This window comes from Candidatus Omnitrophota bacterium, from assembly GCA_028693815.1.
GTDB lineage: Bacteria > Omnitrophota > Gorgyraeia > Zapsychrales > Aceulaceae > Aceula.
In genome coordinates, this window is record JAQUUP010000052.1 from 1 (window position 1) to 2,649 (window position 2,649).

5 protein-coding genes are annotated in these 2,649 nt (G+C 37.2%); all 5 read right to left on the minus strand.

Annotation, left to right across the window (positions count from 1 at the left end; translation table 11 throughout):
- Window positions 1-239: 239 nt before the first annotated feature.
- The 5 genes from PHY73_08835 to PHY73_08855 all read right to left on the minus strand — a co-directional run bounded on the left by PHY73_08835 (window position 240) and on the right by PHY73_08855 (window position 2,346).
- Window positions 240-584 carry a type II toxin-antitoxin system PemK/MazF family toxin gene (locus PHY73_08835; GenBank protein MDD3375807.1) on the minus strand — a complete coding sequence of 115 codons (345 nt, stop codon included), beginning with the start codon at window positions 582-584 and terminating at the stop codon, window positions 240-242.
- On the minus strand, window positions 571-783 hold the full coding sequence (locus PHY73_08840) for a hypothetical protein (protein MDD3375808.1): 213 nt from the start codon (window positions 781-783) through the stop codon (window positions 571-573). The genes PHY73_08835 and PHY73_08840 overlap by 14 nt, the downstream gene beginning before the upstream one ends.
- A 203-nt stretch (window positions 784-986) precedes the next feature.
- Window positions 987-1,520: a hypothetical protein gene (locus tag PHY73_08845; protein MDD3375809.1), complete on the minus strand. Its 534-nt coding sequence runs from the start codon at window positions 1,518-1,520 to the stop codon at window positions 987-989.
- A gap of 339 nt (window positions 1,521-1,859) precedes the next feature.
- Window positions 1,860-2,093, minus strand: a complete 234-nt coding sequence (locus PHY73_08850; protein MDD3375810.1) for a CopG family transcriptional regulator — start codon at window positions 2,091-2,093, stop codon at window positions 1,860-1,862.
- Window positions 2,074-2,346, minus strand: a complete 273-nt coding sequence (locus tag PHY73_08855) for a BrnT family toxin (GenBank protein MDD3375811.1) — start codon at window positions 2,344-2,346, stop codon at window positions 2,074-2,076. Before PHY73_08855 ends, PHY73_08850 begins: the two co-directional genes overlap by 20 nt.
- Window positions 2,347-2,649 lie beyond the last annotated feature (303 nt).

A 2,649-nucleotide genomic window follows, 5' to 3' on the forward strand; every position in this document is an offset into this window, starting at 1 on the left:
ATTATATTGTAAATATTTTGTAAGTTTTTATCAAGAATTTAGTCATTATAACATTTGAAAAAGCTGGAAAGATTTTCACAGAAAAGGTTTTTGTGTATGGTTTTAATTTATTTATATTCCGCTCAACGCCTGTCATGACCGGAAATAAGAGACGGGCGCGGGTGTTGCGTAAGCAAGACCCGTGATCCGGCCTTATTTTCCGCGTCGATGCACTTGTTCTGTGTCTTAAATTGTAATTTTTAAACTTTTATTGACAGCAGTTTTGCAAGTGCTTCTTGAATTTCGTGGAGCTTTTTTGCGTTAATTTTGCCAATCTTTTTTGAGAACCTTGCTTCAGAAAGAGATCGTACTTGGAAACAGTCTGCTGCTGATTCCTTGGCTAAATTATTATCTTTGTCTGGGAAAAGGTTAACCATCCATGGCGCTATTTCATAACGCTGTTTCCAGTCAGTAATTGGCACGATAATTTTCAATGGCAGCTTACCAAGAGCATAGTCGTTAACAATCACAGCTGGCCTTACTTTTTGAATTTCAGCGCCAACTGTTGGATCCAGATTGATATACCAGATTTCACCTTGCTTCATAGAATGACTCAAAATCAATTGAAGAAAAAGCAGTTAATTCTTTGTCAGATTGGTAATCTTCAAGAAGAGCCTCTGCTGCTGATTCCAGATTCTTTTTAAGCGCAGCCTCTCGAATATTTTTTAAGGTCTTTTCAACGATCAATATTCTTTCGCTTACTGGAAGTTTTTTTATGGCGGTTAAAATTTCTTTTGTTCCCATTACTGCACCCCTTTAGATTCAGTCACAATAGTATTGTAGCAGCTTTTATGATTATTTTGTTTTTTTTTATTTTTCTTCCACAGAACGACTGTCGTGACCGGAAATGAGAGACGGGCGCGGGTGTTGCGCAAGCAAGACCCGTGATCCGGCCTCATTTTCCGCGTCTACGCACTTGTTAACGCTCTTCATTTCATTCATCTATTTTACTCAAGATCAATACCTTTAAAAAAAGATTCTGCCCATGAAATAGGTTGATCAAAACAATGAATAAGAGTCAATTTTTGTTTGCAGCTATCGCATTGATAATACCAATCTGCTGCACACTCACGATCTGCATGCATTTGCGCTTTCATTATACCATTACAAAAAGGACAGCTGAAATCCGCGCCATTCACCCATTTGTTGCTGAAGGTAAATTTTTTTTCAACTTCATTCAGTTTTATCCAACTTCCTTTGCCACAATTTTTACAACGACAGAGAGTTCTTTTAACAATGCTATAGGGCAATCTATAATTACTAAATGGTATTTTTATAAATTGAAAACAAACTAAAACAGCTTTTGTCTCCAGTTTGCCATTCTTGCAAGTGTTGCAAATAAGTTTTGAAGGCCTTTCAAAAACAAGAAAAAACAACAGCAATAAAACAAGACACCCCACAAAAACTATCTTACCTATTTCTAATTTTCCGGGGTGCAGGTTTTGCGCATCCTCTGTTTCGTTTTTTTTATTTTCTTCCATTTTCAAATTCTCAGCTAAATCGCCACAGAATCTTAAAGCACCTTTTGAATTGCTTTAAATTTTTCTAGAATTTTATCTCTTTCTTTTCTTTTGGAGTTCAATTGTCTTTGTTCTCTAATTTATTGACTGGAAAAATCATACTTTGAATTGCTTACCACGGTTGATAAGTTTTATTCATTTTTTGCGTTAACGCCTGTCATGACCGGAAATAAGAGACGGGCGCGGGTGTTGCGTAAGCAAGACCCGTGATCCGGCCTTATTTTCCGCGTCTATGCTCTTGTTAACCTTCTTCAATTAATTAATTTGATCTGATTGTAAATCAGAATTCGAAATTGCAAATTAAGCTGCTAGTGTTTGTTTCTCTAGGCGCTCTGCAAGCCAAATCTTGATGATTGATTGCCTGGTCACATTTAATCGTTTAGCTTCTCTGTCCAGAGCTTCAATCATCCATTTTGGAAAGTCGACATTGACTCGTTTTTGGTCACGGGATGATCTTTTGGCCTTTGTTAGATCAAGGCTACTCAGAATGCTTTCTCCATCATCAAATTTTTCATCAAAATTTTTCGCTTTCATACAACTCAACCTCATCTTTTCTTGATCTTCGGACCGAGATTATCCTGATATGGCCTTGCCGATAAGTTATCACTGCTGACCAATGTTTTATGGCAATTTTTCCAATTATCAAAACCCTTGGTTCATCTGATGTTCTTGCTGGGATTTCCAAAAGATCTGGATCATCCCAGAGCTTTTGGGCCTGAACAAAATCAATTCCGTGCTTTTCCAGATTGGAAACGCTTTTGGTTTGGTCGAATTCAAAGGAAATCATATATAATAATTATACCTTTTCTATACCCGTAGTCAAGACCCAACCGGAAGTTTGACAGTTCACTAATCGGTTGAGGTTTTGCCAATTATTATTGCCAGCGCGTTTGCGCTAATTTTTTTTGTCAAGTTTTTGATGTTTTTCTTGCGTAATGTGCGTAATGTATGATATAATCCATGCATCTATATCGGAGGCGCACAAGAATGAGATTGTCTGTTATCAAATCAGCCAATGCCACATCTTTTTATGTCATCAAGTCGGTCACCGTAGGTGGCAAAAGGACTTCCAAGATTGTTAAGAAGCTTG

Bases quoted from the DNA above. Each gene is read 5' to 3' on its own strand.
- PHY73_08835 (MDD3375807.1), bottom strand. From the start codon at position 584: ATGAAGCAAGGTGAAATCTGGTATATCAATCTGGATCCAACAGTTGGC.
- PHY73_08840 (MDD3375808.1), bottom strand. From the start codon at position 783: ATGGGAACAAAAGAAATTTTAACCGCCATAAAAAAACTTCCAGTAAGC.
- PHY73_08845 (MDD3375809.1), bottom strand. From the start codon at position 1,520: ATGGAAGAAAATAAAAAAAACGAAACAGAGGATGCGCAAAACCTGCAC.
- PHY73_08850 (MDD3375810.1), bottom strand. From the start codon at position 2,093: ATGAAAGCGAAAAATTTTGATGAAAAATTTGATGATGGAGAAAGCATT.
- PHY73_08855 (MDD3375811.1), bottom strand. From the start codon at position 2,346: ATGATTTCCTTTGAATTCGACCAAACCAAAAGCGTTTCCAATCTGGAA.